General features: G+C 70.4%; 14 protein-coding genes and 1 pseudogene. 8 read left to right on the top strand and 7 right to left on the bottom strand.

The window, feature by feature from the left end:
* Window positions 1-92: 92 nt before the first annotated feature.
* The 4 genes from BM085_RS20485 (at window position 93) to BM085_RS20470 (ending at window position 4,169) form a co-directional block, all read left to right on the top strand.
* Window positions 93-1,040, top strand: coding sequence for a helix-turn-helix domain-containing protein (locus BM085_RS20485; protein WP_093888563.1), 948 nt, complete (start codon window positions 93-95; stop codon window positions 1,038-1,040).
* A gap of 308 nt (window positions 1,041-1,348) precedes the next feature.
* Window positions 1,349-2,362 carry an ABC transporter substrate-binding protein gene (locus BM085_RS20480; protein WP_093888562.1) on the top strand — a complete coding sequence of 338 codons (1,014 nt, stop codon included), beginning with the start codon at window positions 1,349-1,351 and terminating at the stop codon, window positions 2,360-2,362.
* Window positions 2,363-2,403: 41 nt separating this feature from the next.
* The gene (locus tag BM085_RS20475; RefSeq protein ID WP_245789470.1) at window positions 2,404-3,420 is read left to right on the top strand and encodes a FecCD family ABC transporter permease; all 1,017 of its coding nucleotides are present in this window, start codon (window positions 2,404-2,406) and stop codon (window positions 3,418-3,420) included.
* On the top strand, window positions 3,417-4,169 hold the full coding sequence (locus tag BM085_RS20470) for an ABC transporter ATP-binding protein (RefSeq protein ID WP_093888560.1): 753 nt from the start codon (window positions 3,417-3,419) through the stop codon (window positions 4,167-4,169). The genes BM085_RS20475 and BM085_RS20470 overlap by 4 nt, the downstream gene beginning before the upstream one ends.
* Here BM085_RS20470 and BM085_RS20465 read toward each other — a convergent pair.
* Complete coding sequence (locus BM085_RS20465) at window positions 4,153-4,347, bottom strand: hypothetical protein (RefSeq protein ID WP_093888559.1); 195 nt, start codon at window positions 4,345-4,347, stop codon at window positions 4,153-4,155. The genes BM085_RS20470 and BM085_RS20465 overlap by 17 nt on opposite strands.
* Complete coding sequence (locus tag BM085_RS20460; RefSeq protein ID WP_093888558.1) at window positions 4,344-4,913, bottom strand: TetR/AcrR family transcriptional regulator; 570 nt, start codon at window positions 4,911-4,913, stop codon at window positions 4,344-4,346. Before BM085_RS20460 ends, BM085_RS20465 begins: the two co-directional genes overlap by 4 nt.
* Window positions 4,914-4,952: 39 nt before the next feature.
* Between BM085_RS20460 and BM085_RS20455 the strand changes: the two genes are divergently transcribed.
* Together BM085_RS20455 and BM085_RS20450 are read left to right on the top strand one after the other, a co-directional pair.
* Window positions 4,953-5,897, top strand: a complete 945-nt coding sequence (locus BM085_RS20455) for an ATP-binding cassette domain-containing protein (RefSeq protein ID WP_093888557.1) — start codon at window positions 4,953-4,955, stop codon at window positions 5,895-5,897.
* Complete coding sequence (locus tag BM085_RS20450) at window positions 5,894-6,676, top strand: ABC transporter permease (protein ID WP_093888556.1); 783 nt, start codon at window positions 5,894-5,896, stop codon at window positions 6,674-6,676. The genes BM085_RS20455 and BM085_RS20450 overlap by 4 nt, the downstream gene beginning before the upstream one ends.
* Here BM085_RS20450 and BM085_RS20445 read toward each other — a convergent pair.
* From BM085_RS20445 to BM085_RS20435, 3 genes and pseudogenes are all read right to left on the bottom strand, one after another.
* Window positions 6,621-6,848, bottom strand: coding sequence for a serine hydrolase (locus BM085_RS20445; RefSeq protein WP_093888555.1), 228 nt, complete (start codon window positions 6,846-6,848; stop codon window positions 6,621-6,623). The genes BM085_RS20450 and BM085_RS20445 overlap by 56 nt on opposite strands.
* A gap of 220 nt (window positions 6,849-7,068) precedes the next feature.
* Window positions 7,069-7,500: pseudogene (locus BM085_RS20440) on the bottom strand (FAD-dependent monooxygenase); the annotation flags it as partial.
* Between the two features lie 278 nt (window positions 7,501-7,778).
* Window positions 7,779-8,399 (bottom strand): TetR/AcrR family transcriptional regulator, encoded by a 621-nt coding sequence (locus BM085_RS20435; RefSeq protein ID WP_093888554.1) that lies wholly within the window; start codon window positions 8,397-8,399, stop codon window positions 7,779-7,781.
* Window positions 8,400-8,534: 135 nt separating this feature from the next.
* Between BM085_RS20435 and BM085_RS20430 the strand changes: the two genes are divergently transcribed.
* Window positions 8,535-9,299: a class I SAM-dependent methyltransferase gene (locus tag BM085_RS20430; protein WP_093888553.1), complete on the top strand. Its 765-nt coding sequence runs from the start codon at window positions 8,535-8,537 to the stop codon at window positions 9,297-9,299.
* A 65-nt stretch (window positions 9,300-9,364) separates the two neighbouring features.
* Here BM085_RS20430 and BM085_RS46015 read toward each other — a convergent pair whose 3' ends face one another.
* Window positions 9,365-13,801: a ThuA domain-containing protein gene (locus tag BM085_RS46015; RefSeq protein ID WP_143120998.1), complete on the bottom strand. Its 4,437-nt coding sequence runs from the start codon at window positions 13,799-13,801 to the stop codon at window positions 9,365-9,367.
* Window positions 13,802-13,949: 148 nt separating this feature from the next.
* Window positions 13,950-14,231 carry a hypothetical protein gene (locus BM085_RS20420; RefSeq protein WP_093888551.1) on the bottom strand — a complete coding sequence of 94 codons (282 nt, stop codon included), beginning with the start codon at window positions 14,229-14,231 and terminating at the stop codon, window positions 13,950-13,952.
* Window positions 14,232-14,570: 339 nt separating this feature from the next.
* Between BM085_RS20420 and BM085_RS20415 the strand changes: the two genes are divergently transcribed.
* Window positions 14,571-15,278: a type 1 glutamine amidotransferase gene (locus BM085_RS20415; RefSeq protein WP_177245183.1), complete on the top strand. Its 708-nt coding sequence runs from the start codon at window positions 14,571-14,573 to the stop codon at window positions 15,276-15,278.
* The last annotated feature ends 265 nt before the right edge of the window (window positions 15,279-15,543 follow it).

Raw genomic sequence — 15,543 nt, 5'->3', positions numbered from 1 at the left:
CGCGTGTTCGAAGTGATCCACTGCGTAAATCCTGTCCCGTCGGCCCATCGGCGCCCAGTGTCCGGAATGACATGACCCGTACAATTCCCGACATGAGCCCTGTCCCGCGCTCCGTCGCGGTCGCCGCCACCGACGGGATGCTGCACTTCGAGCTGGCCCTGGCCTACGAGGTCTTCGGCTCCGCTCCGGCCGCCCTGCCAGGCCCCTGGTACGACGTCAGGGTGTGCGGCACGCACGCCGTCCGGGTCGGCCGGTTCCTGCTGGAGCCGGACTGCGGGCTCGACCGGCTGGCGCACGCCGACACCGTGATCGTCCCTGCCTTGGCGGACGTCGGCGAGGACCCGCCGGCCGACCTGGTCGAGGCGGTGCGCGCGGCCCACGAGTCGGGCGCGCGGGTGGTCTCCCTGTGCACGGGCGCGTTCGTGCTCGCCGCCGCCGGCCTGCTGGACGGGCTGCGCGCGACCACGCACTGGGCCCACACCGAGGAACTGGCCGCGCGCCACCCCCGGGTGAAGGTCGACCCGGACGTGCTCTACGTCGACAACGGCAGCGTGCTCACGTCTGCGGGCAAGGCCGCGGCGATGGACCTGTGCCTGCATCTGGTCCGCCGCGACCACGGCTCGGCGATCGCCAACGTGGTCGCCCGCCGCCTGGTCGTGCCGCCCCACCGGGCCGGCGGCCAGGCCCAGTTCGTCACCACACCGGTGCCCGCCCGGGACGGCCATCCTCTGGCCGAGCTGCTCCCCTGGGTGATGCGGCGGCTGGACCAGCCGCTCACCGTGGAGGACCTGGCCCGCCAGGCGAACATGAGCTCGCGCCACCTGGCCCGCCACTTCCGCTCGGTAACCGGCACCACCCCGCTGCAGTGGCTGCTGACGCAGCGGATCCGCCGCGCGCAGGAGCTGCTGGAGACCACGGGCGACAGCGTCGACACCATCGCCTCGGCCGCGGGCATGGGCACGGCGACGACGCTGCGCCGCCACTTCCACCGCACGGTCGGCGTACCGCCGGACGCCTACCGCCGCACGTTCCGGGCGTGAGGCCGCGGTCCTCGCCTTGACGGCTCTCGGCCGCCCCGGCAGCCGAAAGGCAAACGGGGCAGGCGCGCCACTGGATCGATCCATGTGCCAGATGATTTGGATCCCGTGTCACCGGGGATGGCGAACCGGCGCTCGTCGTGTCGAAGGCGGGGCCCGTCGGCCGACCCCCTATGCGCAGTAGCTGCAAGATATATGCAACAGCGTTACTTCTGCAATAAGTGCGGAGACGGCCTTGACCTCCGCATCCGATCGGCCCTAACTTGCGAATGATTTGCACCTGATATCACTTTGCAAGGAGCCAGGCACTCATGAGGCTGTTCGCCGTGTCGTTGTCCGCGCTCGCCCTGGTGGGCTGCGGCGCCCAGCCCGTGACCCCCCAGGCCGCCACCACCCGGCCGGCCGCCGTTCAGCAGGCGGGCTTCCCCGTCACCGTCGAGAACTGCGGCCGGAAGCTGACCTTCGACAAACCCCCCGCCAAGGTGGTCACCGGCTATCAGCCCGCCCTGGAGACCCTGCTCGCGCTCGGCCTGCAGGACCGGATCGCCGGCCGTACCAACTTCTCCGAGAGCGCCTTCCTGCCCGGCCAGAAAGAGCACTACGACAAGATCCCGGAGATCTCACCGACGATCATGCTGCCGCAGAAAGAGATCATGCTCACCCAGGGCGCCGACTTCGTGCTCGACAACTCCTCGGCCGGCTTCGACGCCGCCGGCGGGTATGCCACCGTCGAGGAACTGGGAACGGCAGGAGCGCCCGTCTACCTGCTGGGCGGCTGGTGCAGCCCGGAGAAGCAGCTCGAATTCAAGATCGACCAGACCTTCACCGATCTGCGCAACCTCGGAGCGATCTTCGGCGTCCCCGACCGCGCCGACAAACTGATCACCGAGCTGCGCGGCACCCTGGACGATGCCGCCAGGCGGGTCGCCGGCCGGCCCAAGATCAGGGTCCTGGCCACCGACGGCGGCAAGGGGCCGGTCAACGCGTACGGCGGAGCCGGGCTGACCGACCAGATGGTGGCCCTGGCAGGCGGCGAGAACGTCCTCGGCGACGTCAAGGCCGACTACACCGAGGTGAGCGCCGAGAAGATCGCCGCCACCGATCCCCAGGCGCTGCTCGTCACCGAGTACGCCACGCTGATGGGCAAGCAGACGCCCACGGCACCCGCCAAGGCGGAGGACGCCTTCTCCATCGCCAAGAACAGCGCCGCCGCGAAGGACCGGCGCTACCTGGCCCTTCCCGCCGCCGCCCAGCACCCCGGCTACCGCAACATCCTGGCCGTCGTGGAGATCGCCAAGTTCCTCCACCCCGAAGCCTTCGCCTGATGGGGCAGCCGACGGCGTCGCGACGGGGGTATGCGGCACGTGTGTCTGATCGGCTGTGGCCGGTCATCACCGTGCTCGTCCTCGCCACCGTCGCATCGACACTGTTCGCGGTGACCATCGGCGCGGTCCAGGTCGGCCCGGCTCAGGTCTGGGGCATCGTCGCCGACCGCCTCGTGCCCGGCTCCGTCACCCCTGTCTGGACGCCCGCGCAAGCCCAGATCGTCTGGGACTACCGCCTGCCCAGAGCCCTGCTGGCACTGCTGGTCGGGGCCGGTCTGGCGGTGGTCGGCACGGTGCTGCAGGCGCTGGTGCGCAACCCGCTGGCCGACCCGTTCCTGCTCGGCGTCTCCTCCGGCGCGTCGCTGGGCGCGGTGCTGGTCTTCATCCTCGGCTCATCGGTGCTCGGCGGGCTCTCCCTGTCGGTGGCCGCGTTCCTCGGCGCGCTGCTCGCCTTGGTGCTGGTGTACGTCCTGGCCCAGCGCTCGGGCCGGATCACCCCGGCACGCCTGGTGCTGGCGGGCGTCGCCCTGGCCTACCTGTTCCAGGCCGTCTACAGCTACGTCCTGCAGCAGGCGCAGAGCGGCAGGGCAGCGCAGCAGGTGCTGTTCTGGCTGATGGGAAGCCTCGGCGGTGCCCGCTGGGAGATGCTGCCGATCCCCACCGTCGTCCTGCTCGCCGGGGTCGCCTACCTGCTCGTCCAGCACCGGCCGCTCAACGCCTTGGGTTCCGGTGAGGAGAGTGCGATCTCCCTCGGTATCAACGTGACCGCCCTGCGGGTGCGGCTGTTCCTGTTGACCTCGCTGCTGGTCGGCGTCCTGGTGGCCACGAGCGGCGCCATCGCCTTCGTCGGCCTGATCGTCCCGCACACGGCGCGGATGCTCGTCGGCGCCGACCACCGCCGGGTGCTGCCGGTCTCAGCCCTGCTGGGCGCGGTGTTCCTGCAACTCGTCGACGTGGCGGCGCGCACCGTCGCCGCCCCGCAGGAGCTGGCCCTGAGCATCGTCACCGCCGTCTTCGGCGTCCCGTTCTTCCTGTGGCTGCTGCGGAGGCGCGGATGATCCTCATACTCAACGGCGTCTCCCTTCAGATCGACGGCCGGCCGATCGTCCACGGAGCCGACGTGGAGATCGGTCCGGGCGAGTTCGTCGGCCTGCTCGGCCCCAACGGCTGCGGTAAGTCGACGCTGCTGCGCAGTGCCTACCGCGCCCTCCGCCCGTCCGCCGGTCTCATCACCGTCGAAGGCGACGACCTGGTACGGCTCACGCCACGCGAATCCGCCAGGCGCACGGCGGTCGTCGCCCAAGAAGCCCCGGCGGAGCTCGACTTCACCGTGGCGGAAGTAGTGGCCATGGGCCGCACCCCGCACAAGAGGCCACTCGACCGCACCACCGCGGCCGACGAGCTCATCTGCGCCCAGGCCCTCGAACGGGTGGCTGCGGGACATCTGCGCGAGCGCGGCTTCACCACGCTCTCGGGCGGCGAGAAGCAGCGCGTGCTCATCGCCCGCGCCCTGGCCCAGCGGAGCCGCCTGCTCCTGCTGGACGAGCCCACCAACCACCTCGACATCCGCCACCAGCTGGAGATCCTCCGGCTGGTGCGCGGACTGGGCATCAGCACGCTGGCCGCGTTGCACGACCTCAACCAGGCCGCCGAGTACTGCGATCGCCTCTACCTCATGGACGGCGGCCGCATCATCGCCGGCGGATCTCCGGCCGAGGTGCTGACCCCCGAGCGGATCGCCCAGGTGTACGGCGTGCGTGCCGTACAGCGCACCCAGCTCGTCTTCGAACTCAAGGAGGATCAGTGATCACCCGGCTGCTGAGCCTGTCACCGCCCGCGTCGGCGGGCTCGACGCCGAACCCGTCGGCACCCTCCGGGGCCTGCGCGAGCTGATCACCCGCGAACATCCCGTGGCCCGCCAGGCCGTTCGCCACGAGCCTGCCGATGTCGCCGCCGGCGCCAGCGCCGGTCACCGGGATCCTCATGTCACCATTCCGTTCTCGAAGGTGCGGATCACCGTGGCGGCGACGCCGTGGCGTGGCAGCTCTCCCTTCTCCGCAGCCTCCCAGCCGGTGTAGGTCACCGCCCAGATGACGTGTTGGATCCACTCGGGGCTGAAGGTGCGGTCGAAGACGCCCTCGTCCTGGCCGCGCCTGATCAGGTCGGTCGTGGTCGGCACCGACATGTCGGGCTCGAAGCAGTCGGTGAACTCCTCCAGCACGCGCGGGTCGCCGAACAGGAACGCCAACCGGTCGCCGACGTCGACCATGGCGGTGAGCAGGCGGCGCATGGCCTCCAGCGGGGGCCCCTGGTCGATCGCGGCCTCGCGGACCGCGTCCTCCACCGCGCGGAAGGAGTCGACGATCGCCGCCGCCATCAGCTCGTTCCTGTCGGCGAAGTAGCGGTGCAGCGTGCTGCGCCCGACCTGGGCGGCCCCGGCGATGTCGGCCAAGGTCGCCTTGCGGTCGCGGGCGAGCGTGGAGGCGGCCGCCGCCAGGATCGCGCGGCGAGTGCGGTTACGGGCCCCGGACTCGGTCGTGGAACTACTCACTCCCAAACTCTAACATGAGCGTTTGACTTTGGGACATTAATGTCCCACTCTGAAGCAATGAACTCCTATTCAATCGTCGCCGAAGGGCTCACCAAGCGCTTCGGCGGCGCCCACGCACTCGACGGGTTCGACCTCACCGTGCGAGAAGGGACGCTCTGCGGGCTGCTCGGCCCCAACGGCGCGGGCAAGACCACCGCCGTGCGCATCCTGGCCACGCTGCTGCGGGCCGACGGCGGCAGGGCCACCGTCGCCGGCCTCGACGTGGCCGCCCAGCCGGCGAAGGTCCGCCAGGTCATCGGCCTGGCCTCGCAGGAGCCCGCCGTCGACGAGATCCTCACCGGCAGGGAGAACCTGGTGCTGTGGGGCAGGCTCTACCACCTGGACGCCAAACGGGCCGCGCGCAGGGCCGACGAGTTGCTGGAGCAGTTCGGGCTCACCGAGGCCGCGGGCAAGCGGATCAAGCACTACTCCGGCGGGATGCGCCGTCGCCTCGACCTGGCCGCCACCTTCATCCAGGCCCCCCGCGTGCTCTTCCTCGACGAGCCGACGACGGGTCTCGACCCCCGCAACCGCAACGAGGTGTGGCAGGCCGTCCGCGCCCTGGTCACGGACGGCAGCACGGTGCTGCTGACCACCCAGTACCTGGACGAGGCCGACCAGCTCGCCGACCAGATCGCGGTGCTGCGCGAGGGCAGGGTGATCGCCGACGACACTCCCGACCGGCTGAAGTCCTCGATCGGCGGCGACCGGCTCGACCTGGTGCTGCGCGACCAGCGGGACCTTCAGGAGGCGGGCGACGTCCTGGCCGCGTTCGGCCCGCCGGTGGCCGATCCCGACGCCCGCAGGCTGACCGCACCGGTCGCCGACCGCATGCACGCTCTCGGGCAGGTCATGCGCGAACTGGAGGCCAAGGGAATCGAGGTCGAGGACGTGGCCCTGCGCCGTCCGACGCTCGACGAGGTGTTCCTGAAGGTGACGGCATGACCCACGTGCTCTCCGACGGCTGGGTGATCGCCAGGGCGCATCTGCTGCACTGGGTGCGCAACCCCGCCGCCATCCTGTCGGGACTGCTGTACCCGATCGTGATGGTGCTGCTGTTCGGCTATGTCTTCGGCAGCGCGATGGCCGTCGCGGGCGCGGGCGAGAACTACCGGGAGTACCTGATGCCCGGCATGTTCGGCCAGACGATGGCCGTCGGCATCACGACCACGCTGATCGTCGTCACCACACAGGCCTCCCGAGGCGTGACCGACAGGTACCGCTCGATGCCGGTCTCGCAGACGGGGGTGGTGCTCGGCAGGGCCATCGCCGACATGGCCGGCTCGACGCTGGAGCTGACCATCCTCATCGCCTGTGGCATGGCAGTGGGCTGGAGCTGGCACAACGGCCCCCTGAACGCGCTGGCCGCGATGGGCCTGCTGCTGCTCCTGCGCTTCTCGCTCATCTGGGTGGGCATCTTCGCCGGACTGAAGCTCACCCCCGAGGCGGCGAGCGCCTCGTGGATGATCATGCTTCCGCTCACCATGGTCGCCAACACATTCGTCTCCCCCGCGCAGATGCCGGGTTGGATGGGCGCGCTCGCCGAGTGGAACCCGCTGTCGGCCACGGTCGCCGCCTGCCGCCAATTGTTCGGCAATCCGGGCTTCGCGGGCGAGTCGTGGGCGGCGCAGCACGCCGTGCTGCTGGCCGTCGCCTGGCCCGTGGCGATCACGCTGGTGTTCCTGCCGCTGTCGGCCCGCGCCTACCGGCGGCTGAGCCGGTAGGGAAGCGGCGCGCTGGAGGCGGGGTGCCGTAGGTGGGCTTGAGGTTGAGCGGCCGGCCGATCCGGTCCCGGACCGGATCGGCCAGGCTCGCCCCGGTGACCGGCTCCAGGACGGCGCCGATCGCGGCGTCCTCGGTGCAGTCGAACAGGCCGCTGGTGCGGTTCAGCAGCATGCGCAGCCCGCCATCGCCACCGCCGCGGGGGACATCATGGTCAATGTCCTCGGCGGTGTCGCCGGCGGCGGTTCGGCGAGGCGGTCATCCGGCAGCGGGTCCGGGGCCTCAGCCGTACGCTCGCAGCTCCACCAGCCACTCCAGCGTCCCGATCAAGATCCCACCCTTTCGGGCCGCAACCGCGCGCTCAGCCGACGGCGGCGCCGAACCACCTGGGCAGCCGGCCGAGCAGCTCGTGGCCCTCGCCGAAGTCGTAGCGGACCCCGACCGCGGTGATCATCCCGGTCACGTACCGGTTCACCTCCTCCAAGTCCATCAGCTTCCCGAACAGCTCCCGCAGCGCGGTCGCGCCCGGATCGGTCCCCAGCAGCGTGATCTGCGCGCGGGTGTTGTCCAGCACGCGGGCTCCCACCGGGTGCCGTTCGGCGTGGTAGCTGTCCAGCAGCCCCTCCGGCGCCCAGCCGTTGACCGCGGCGGCCAGCTTCCAGCCGAGGTTGAACGCGTCCTGCACGCCGAGGTTGAGCCCCTGCCCGCCGGTCGGCGGGTGGATGTGCGCCGCGTCGCCGGCCAGCAGCACCCGGCCGACCCGGTAGCGCTCGGCCTGCCGGGTGGCGTCGCCGAACCGGGACAGCCAGCGCGGTCCGACGGTCCCGCGCGACCTGTACGCCGACAACCCGCGCACGTCGCGAATCCGTCGTTTCCCCAGGTTCTGGCCTTGGCCGCCCATTCTGCGGCACGACCCGGGTCTTACCGCAAGCCCCCCGGTGCGCTATACGTTGAGAGTGGCAGGGAGTGGGTATTCCCCCTGCCCTTTGTCGTCCGCCATGGACGATCCCCTGACGGGCAGCGGCGGCTCCAGCCGCTGCCCGTCTGTGTCGGTCGGCTCACCACGTCTCACCATGGACGACCATCCAGCCGCAGCCACAGTGATCATTTGTCAGGCATGCTCCAGGCCGGTCGTCGTTGCACGACGTCGGCGATGACCGCTGTCACGAACTTGTTGACGACCGCCGCGGCCGGCGGGCCGAGGTCGCGGTCCGCGAACAGGAGATGCCCGCCACCGACCAGGGAGAGGGTGAGTGAGTCGAGGTCGGCGTCGGCCGCGATGCGGCCCAGTTCACGCTCGGCGGCCAGATAGGCGGAGATCGCGGTCGTGGCCTGGGCGAGGATCGCGATGCCGCCTCCGGGTCTGGCTTGCCGCAGCCGTGCGCGCAGCTCGTCCCGGAAGGTGATGAGCGGGACGATCGCCATCGGAATCGGCCCGAACAGGGTGGTCAGCGCGCTGGTGAGGTTGTCGGCCACCGTGTCGGTGCCGGCGGACTCGCGCAGCGCACCCGCCTGTGTCTCGAGCTGCGCGGCCCGGTCGAGTACGAGGTCGGTGAGGAAGGCGTCGAAGTCGGCGAAGTGCCGGTGCAGGACGCCTTTGGCGCAGCCCGCCTCGTCGGTGACGGCCCGGCTGGTCAGCCCGTTCGGACCGTCCCGCAGAAGCACGCGTTCGGCGGCGTCGAACAGCTGCTGCCGCGCGTCGTGAAGGTGCACACCGGTCGGCACTCAGAGATCCTTTCGTGCGTCGGCCCGCCGGCACCCGTTGCCTAGTGGGCACACGCCCACTAAAGTGGGCACGTGCCCATATTACCTCGAGAGCAGTCAGAACCCTCCCCATCGGAGTCGCACAAGGTCCGGCGGATGGCCGAGTCGTTCGGCGTGGACGCGCGACGCTACGACCAAGCCCGGCCCGGCTACCCCGATGCGTTGGTGGCGCGGATCGTCGCCGGGAGCCCCGGGCCTGACGTGCTCGACGTCGGCTGCGGTACCGGCATCGCGGCCCGCCGGTTCCAGGCCGCCGGCTGCGCCGTACTCGGCGTCGAACCCGATGCGCGGATGGCCGACTTCGCGCGATCCCGTGGCCTGCGGGTCGAGGTGGCGGCCTTCGAATCCTGGCAGCCGGCCGGCCGGACGTTCGACGCGGTCATCGCCGCCCAGTCGTGGCACTGGGTGGATCCGGTCGCCGGCGCCGTGAAGGCGGCACGTGTGCTGCGTCCAAGGGGACGGCTGGCGATCTTCGGGCACGTGTACGAGCCGCCTGCCGAGGTGGCTGAGCCGTTCGCCGCCGCCTACCGGCGGGCGGCGCCCGACTCCCCGCTCAACGGTCAACCGGCCCGGCGACCGCTCGACCTCTACCAGGCGGCATACGCGAAGTTCGCCGACCAGATCCGCGAGACCGAACAGTTCGACGATCCCGAACAGTGGCGATTCGACTGGGAGCGGTCCTACACGCGCGACCAATGGCTGGACCTGCTCCCCACTACCGGCGGCCTCACCCAACTCCGTCCCGATCAGCTGGCCGAGATACTGGACGCGGTCGGGGGCGCCATCGACTCCCTGGGCGGACGCTTCACGATGAACTACACCACCCTGGCCGCGACCGCCATACGCGCCGACACCTCCTGAGTCCATCCGCCGAATCGCCGCCGATCCAGCTGATGAACGCGTATCCGGCCACGGCACGACAACAACTATGACGGGCCGGCCGGGCGGGTCACCGACCCGAGGAGATCACGCGCGGCCTCGGTCGCCGGCGCCTCACCGGCCTTGGCTCCGCGGACCAGGGTGAGGTCGTCCACGTCGAAGTTCGCCCCGGTGAACACCAGGTACAGCCGGGCGGCGCCGGAGGGGACGTTCGCGAGCGCGGTGGAGACGTCGGTGTAGGACTCCCAGCCGCCGGTGTTCGGCACGGTGACGCCGCCGAGCATCGAGCCGGTCGGGGAGCCGGCGCGGATCTCGAAGCCGCCGGTCGGGCCGGGCGAGGCGACCCGAGCCGTGAAGGCGGTGACGCCGGTGAGGTCCACGTCGTAGGCCGCCCAGTCGCCGGGGCTGACGTAGCCGAGCACGGTGCCGCCGTGCGCGGGCCCATGCGGGTAGGTATCCACCCCGTTGGCCTGGGACCAGCTCTCCGCCTGGATGACGGTGTCACCGGCGGGCGGGCCGAGCTCCTTGATCCGGATGTTGCGGAACGACACCTCGTCGCCGTCGCCATGGTTCTGGAGCCCGACGTGCCCGTTCTTCAGCGAGCGGGCGGGGTCGGTGCCGGTGAAGTCGTTGATCTTCACGCCGTTGAGGAAGATCTGCAGGCGTTCGCCCTCGACCCGCAGCTCGTAGGTGTTCCACTGCCCGGGCGGGTTGAGCGCCGCGTCCCGGGCGGCGAGGTCGGCGGACTTGAAGCCGTAGACCGAGCCGGTGGTCTTCTCCGGGGCGTCGGTGGCGTCGATCTGGATCTCGTAACCGTTGTCCACCGCCGACCACGGGTCGGTCGACGACGGGAAGCCGAGGAAGACGCCGGAGTTGTCGTCGCCGGCCGCCTTCCAGTCGAGCTTGAGCGAGTAGGAGGTGGTGTACTCCTTCGCCTTGTACCACAACAGGCCCATGCCGCCCTGGGAGGTCAGCGTGCCGCCGGCGTTGGCGAAGCTACCGGGCCCGGCCTGCTCCCACCCGGTGGTCGAGCCGTTGTAGAGGGCCGTGTAACCGCTCTCGGGGCGGCAGTCGGCCCGCGCCTCGCCCACGGCGTAGTCGATGCCGCCGAGCAGGTGCCTGCGGAACTCCGGCTCGGCGAAGGAGGTCGCGGTGTGCCCGCCGCCGGTGTAGAAGGACCGCCCTCCGTCGTACGGCTTGCACCAGGCGATCGGGTGGTCGGCGCCCATCTTGCCGCCGGAGTAGGTCGACTCGTCCAGGGTCGCCAGCACGTGGGCACTGGTCCTGGCGTTGGTCTTGTAGTCGTACCACTCGTCGGTCCGCTCCCAGGTGGCGCCCAGGTGCGCGGTCGCCGGGTGCGCCCGGTCCTCGACTTCGACCGTCGCCTTCTGCACCGCCGGATGGGAGGCGAACCAGGCGCCGACGAGGTCGCCGTACCACGGCCAGTCGTACTCGGTGTCGGCGGCGGCGTGGATGCCGACGTAGCCGCCGCCCGCCTTGATGTAGCCCTCGAACGCGGCCTGCTGGGCGGCGTCGAGCACGTCGCCCGTGGTGTTGAGGAAGACGACCGCCTTGTGGCCGGCCAGGTTGGCCGCGGTGAAGGCACCCGGGTCCTCGGTGGCGGTCACGGTGAAACCGAGGTCCTTGATGGCCTGGATGCCCGCGGGGATCGAGTCGTGCCGGAAGCCCGCCGTACGGGAGAAGACCAGAACGTCGCCGCCATCCGAAAGGCCGGTCTGCACCGTGAACTTCTGGCCCGCGCTCGCGTTACAGGTCCTGATGACCAGCTGGGCCGCGTCCGAGGCGTCGAGGCACTTGCCGAGCGCCTTCAGTGCCCCGTTCTCGGCGGTCCACTTCTGCGCGTTCGAGCCGTTGCAGGAGTAGATCTGCACCCGGGTGCCGTCGGCGCTGTTGGCGCCGGCGACGTCGAGGCACTTGCCGAGCGCCTTGATGGCCTGGCCCTCCACGAGCCAGGTCTGCGCGTTCGAACCGTTGCAGGAGTAGAGCTGCACCTTGGTGCCGTCAGTGCTGTTGGCGCCGGCGACGTCCACGCACCTGCCGTCGGCGGCGTGGATCGGGCCGCCGCCGGCGCCCTCCTTGGCGAGGGTGAAGTCGTCGAGGTCGAACAGCGCGCCGGAGCCGCCGGTGAAGACCAGGTAGAGCGTGGTGGTCTCGGCCGTTGCGCCGCTGAGCGGGGCTTGGACGTCGACGAAGGTCTCCCAGCCGCCCGTCACCGGGACGACGGCCTTGCCGAGCAGGGTGCCGGTGGGCGAGCCGGCCCGCACCTCGATGGCGCCGCCGACGCCGGCCGACGAGACCCGCGCCTTGATCGTCCTGGTGTCGTCGAGCCGGTAGGGCGTGAAGGCGATCCAGTCGCCGTTGTGCACGTCGCCGACGGTCTTGCCGCCGTGCGCGGCCGTCTTCGAGATCTGCGCGATGCCGGACATCGCGGTGTAGTGCTCGGCCTGGCGGTGGCGCGGCTGCAGGATGTGCTGGGTGTGGGTGGTCAGCCCGCCCTTGTCGGTGTACTCGGCGTCGAAGACGGCGAAGATGTTGGCCGCGTCGTCGTGCTCACCGTCGGCCGGGATCGTCAGCTCGCCCGAGCAGCCGTTCTTCGAGGTGATCTGGTGCCCATGGCTGTCGTGGCCGAGCACGTAGGTCATCTTGACCTTCGCGCAGTCGATGCCGGTGTCCTCGGGATCGGTCACCCTGATCGTGAAGGGCACGGTGTCGCCCCAGGTGAACAGCCTTCCGGGGGCGGGCACGTCGATGGCCACGGCCGGGGCGGTGTTGCCGGCCGTGATGACCACGCCGGCCGTGCCGGAGTTGCCCTGGGGGTCGCGCACGGTGAGCGTGGCGGAGAACTCGCCCTCGGTGGTGTAGGTCTTGGTCGGGTTCGGCTCGGTGGAGGTGGCGCCGTCGCCGAAGTTCCAGGCGTAGGTGAGCGCGCCGCCCTCGGGGTCGGCGGAACCGGCGCTGGAGAACTTCACGGTGAGCGGGGTCTTCCCCGAGGTCCTGTCGGCCTTGGCCACCGCGATCGGCGAGCGGTCCCTGTCCTTGATGTACTCGAAGCGGTAGAGCGCGGAGTTGGCGTCGCCGCCGAAGTATCCGGAGCCGTAGTCGAGGACGTAGAGCGCGCCGTCGGGCCCGAACGCCAGGTCCATCACCTGGGTGCCGGTCCATGGGAAATCGGCGATCTCACCGCGGGTGCCGTCGGCCGCCACGTCGATCGCCTTGATCCACTTACGGCCGAACTCTCCGGCGAAGAAGTGCCCGTTGAGGTCCTGGGGGAACTTGACGTCCGAGTTCAGGCCGGCGTCGTAGCGGTAGACGGGGCCGCCCATCGGCGACTCGGAGCCGCCGCCGAACTCGGGCGGCGAGCCGGCGTCCCCGCCGTACCTGATCCACGCCGCCTGTGCGGGCGGGAGCTTGTCCTGGCCGGTGTTGCGCGGCGAGTTGTTGGCCGGGCCGCCCGCCGCGCAGTCGTACTTCTGCCCCGCGGGGCCCGAGGGGAAGGTGTACTCGTTATAGGTCTCGGCCAGGGTGTTCGTCCCGGTGCAGTACGGCCAGCCGTAGTTGCCCGGCTTGGTGACACGGTTGAACTCGACCTGCCCGCTGGGCCCGCGGTCGGGGTCGGTGCTGCCCGCGTCGGGGCCGTAGTCACCCACGTAGACCACACCGGTGGTCTTGTCCACGGTCATCCTGAACGGGTTGCGGAAGCCCATGGCGTAGATCTCGGGCCTGGTCTTCGGGGTGCCCGGCGGGAAGAGGTTCCCCTGGGGGATCGTGTAGGTTCCGTCCGCCGGGTTCACCTTGATCCTCAGGATCTTGCCGCGCAGGTCGTCGGTGTTGCCCGAGCTGCGCTGGGCGTCGTAGACCGGGTTACGGCCGGCCCGCTCGTCGATCGGCGCGAAGCCCGCCGAATCGAAGGGGTTGGTGTCGTCCCCGGTCGACAGGTACAGGTTGCCCTGGGCGTCGAAGTCCATGTCGCCGCCGACGTGGCAGCACATGCCTCGGTCGGCGGACACGTCGAGCACCTTCACCTCGCTGGCCGTGTCCAGCGTCCAGTCGGGCTTGACGGTGAATCTGGCCAGGCGGTTGACGCCCTGCCAGGCCGACCAGTCCGTGCCGGTCGCGGGCGCGTCACCGGCCGGGGTGTTCAGGCGGGGCGCGTAGTAGAGGTAGACGGTCCGGTTGGCGGCGAAGCCCGGGTCCACGGCGACGCCCTGCAGGCCCTCCTCGTCATGGGTGTAGACGGACAGCGTGCCGACCACGCTGGTCTGGCCCTGCGAGTCGGTACGGCGCAGCGTCCCGTCGCGCGAGGTGTGGAGCGCCGAAAGGTCGGGCAGCACCGCCATGGTCATGGGCTCGCCCATCTCGGCGACGCCCTTGGCCAGCTCGACGCGCTGGTAGTCGGCGGGGTCGATCACGTCGTGGGCCTGCGCGGGGGTGGCGGCCACGGTGAGCACGACCGTGCTCGACATGGCCAGGAGTAAGGCGCTGGTCCGCGCCACCCATCGGGATGCGCGGACGGTGAACCGGCTGGGGGGCATGGCGGAGGTTCCCTTCACTGGGGGATGGGCTGCCGGACATGGGCGGCCCGGCAGGGCTTGTTGGCCGTCCGGTCATGGCTCACCGGGTCCACCGGCTCTCGCAGGCGAACGACGGCTCAGGATCGGCCCCGGTGGCGAGGGCCTTCACCTCGTGGACGAAGGTGTGCTCGTACCCCGGTCCGTGGCCCGGCGGCCACCGCGCTCCCGAGTACGGGTGCCCGGGCTCGGATAGGTAGACCCGCCGGAATCCCGCCTCGGTGTCGGCCGGCGCGTGGCCGTGGCGCCGCGGACCGTTCATCGACTCGAAGCCGAAGGACAGGCTGCCTGGCTGGTGCGCACCGGTCAGGGCCTTGATGAGCATGGACTCCCCCGCTCATTCTGACCGAGCGGGCGGGAACCCCGTTCATGACGAGCAGCGGTTCCGGTGCAGACACGCGTGTCTCCTTCACTGCCCGAGGACGCGCCGACGGCCGTACGGAACAGAAGACTTCCAGCGACATGCGCCTTAAACACCTACATGTTTTGGGACGGTAGAGCCGACTTTTGATGATTGTCAACGAAACTCCGCCAACTTCAAGACATAACATGGACCATATATAGCCTTTCTGTATCGGCGATAAGACAGGCGTTGGCTCAAGGCACGGTGCCCGCTCCTACCAGCGCCCCGGCAAGGACGGTAGAGTCGGGCCTCATGCCAGAAATGCCGCGTGTGCTTGCCGTACAGAACGAGACGAACGGAGGTTCTGGGCGGTTCGGGGAATGGCTGGACGCCGCCGGGGTCGCCGTCGACGTGGTCACCGCCTTCGACGGGTCCGCCCTCCCGTCACGGCTGGAGCACGACGGCCTGATCGTGCTCGGCGGCGGTTACCTGCCCGATGACGACGACAGGGCGCCCTGGCTGCCGGCCACCCGTGCCCTCGTCGAGCAGGCCCTCGCCCGGTCGGTGCCGTTCTTCGGCATCTGCCTCGGCGGGCAGATGCTGGCCTCGGTCGGCGGCGGGAAGGTCCAGGGCGACGCCGGGGCGCCCGAGCACGGCAGCACGTCCATCACCATGAGGGCCGAGGCGGCGAACGACGTGGTCTTCGGCGGACTGCCCGCCACCGTCCCGGCGATCGAGAACCACATCGACGCCATCACGGCCCTGCCGCCGGGCGCGGTCTGGCTGGCCGAGACCGAACGCTGCCCCTACCAGGCCTTCCGGCTGGGCGACCGCGCCTGGGGCGTGCAGTTCCATCCCGAGGTAGGGCCCGAACGCATCCAGCGGTGGGACGTCGAGTACATCCGCCGGCGAGGATTCGACCTCGACGAGCTGTACGCCGTCGCCGTGACCAACGACCCGCTCTCGCGGGCCGCCTGGGGCGAGGTGGCCTCCCGTTTCGCCACCGTGGTCAAAGAGGGACGCCCCTAGCCGTATCAGGGGTTACCTATTCGATGTTTCCGAGAGGGCGGTCCGCGAGTTGATGCCCGTCCCGTCGTTGGGATTGGGTGCCAGCCGGTCGGGGACCCGGTGCCGGAGCTACGGGCTGCGGCCAAGCGAACGATCCGGGTTCGGCCTCGACGAGGATGCCGCGCTTGGCCAAGCGCTTGAGCTTGGAGCGGATGTTCGCAGCATTCTTCGGCACGATCGGCAGGTCCAGGGCCTGGCAGGGATCGCGTGCCCGCAGGGGCCGGCC

It is taken from the genome of Streptosporangium canum, assembly GCF_900113865.1.
GTDB classification, from domain to species: domain Bacteria; phylum Actinomycetota; class Actinomycetes; order Streptosporangiales; family Streptosporangiaceae; genus Streptosporangium; species Streptosporangium canum.
Note: the sequence above shows the minus strand (reverse complement) of the source record. Positions and strands in the feature narration are given on the sequence as shown.

Bases quoted from the DNA above. Each gene is read 5' to 3' on its own strand.
- BM085_RS20415 (WP_177245183.1), top strand. From the start codon at position 14,571: ATGCCGCGTGTGCTTGCCGTACAGAACGAGACGAACGGAGGTTCTGGG.
- BM085_RS20445 (WP_093888555.1), bottom strand. From the start codon at position 6,848: ATGCTGCTGAACCGCACCAGCGGCCTGTTCGACTGCACCGAGGACGCC.
- BM085_RS20485 (WP_093888563.1), top strand. From the start codon at position 93: ATGAGCCCTGTCCCGCGCTCCGTCGCGGTCGCCGCCACCGACGGGATG.
- BM085_RS20420 (WP_093888551.1), bottom strand. From the start codon at position 14,231: ATGCTCATCAAGGCCCTGACCGGTGCGCACCAGCCAGGCAGCCTGTCC.
- BM085_RS20470 (WP_093888560.1), top strand. From the start codon at position 3,417: ATGATCCTCATACTCAACGGCGTCTCCCTTCAGATCGACGGCCGGCCG.
- BM085_RS20455 (WP_093888557.1), top strand. From the start codon at position 4,953: ATGTCCCACTCTGAAGCAATGAACTCCTATTCAATCGTCGCCGAAGGG.
- BM085_RS20465 (WP_093888559.1), bottom strand. From the start codon at position 4,347: ATGAGGATCCCGGTGACCGGCGCTGGCGCCGGCGGCGACATCGGCAGG.
- BM085_RS20450 (WP_093888556.1), top strand. From the start codon at position 5,894: ATGACCCACGTGCTCTCCGACGGCTGGGTGATCGCCAGGGCGCATCTG.
- BM085_RS46015 (WP_143120998.1), bottom strand. From the start codon at position 13,801: ATGTCGAGCACGGTCGTGCTCACCGTGGCCGCCACCCCCGCGCAGGCC.
- BM085_RS20430 (WP_093888553.1), top strand. From the start codon at position 8,535: ATGGCCGAGTCGTTCGGCGTGGACGCGCGACGCTACGACCAAGCCCGG.
- BM085_RS20480 (WP_093888562.1), top strand. From the start codon at position 1,349: ATGAGGCTGTTCGCCGTGTCGTTGTCCGCGCTCGCCCTGGTGGGCTGC.